Source organism: Caulobacter sp. 05T431 (assembly GCF_056665975.1).
Genome location: NZ_JBFTKU010000130.1, coordinates 1 through 434 on the forward strand (window position 1 = coordinate 1; position 434 = coordinate 434).

Here is a 434-nt window from a genome sequence, read left to right on the forward strand (position 1 = left end):
CCTCGACGGCGGCAGCGGCTGGACCGCCGAAGGCGACACAGCCGGAGCCGGCACAGACGGCGACGAAGCGGGGGACGCCGTCTCCGACGCCGTTCGCGGCATTGAAGAACTGGACGGGGAATTCGAGTCGGTTCTCGAGACAGAGGACATTGTGGCGCTCAACGCCGCGTGGCTGCGTGGCCAGGCGGACTTGCTGGTTCTTGCCGACGACGACCTCGACGCCCACATTGCCGCTCGGGTGGCCAGGCTTTCCGACCTCGCGGAGCGCCAGGCGGCAGCCGCCGAGGAAGACCTCCTGGACGCGCCGGAGTTCGAACAGATCATCCGGGAACTGTGCGACATTGCCGGCCACAGCCTGGAGCGGATCACCATGGGCGATCCCAACTACGAGCACAACGGGGACACCACCCTCGCTTGGCACTTCACCACGGAAC

General features: G+C 67.3%; 1 protein-coding gene. It reads left to right on the forward strand.

Annotated elements, in window-relative coordinates:
• The coding region (locus AC1U89_RS24830) for a hypothetical protein (protein WP_479902273.1) at positions 1–434 on the forward strand (434 nt) is incomplete at both ends.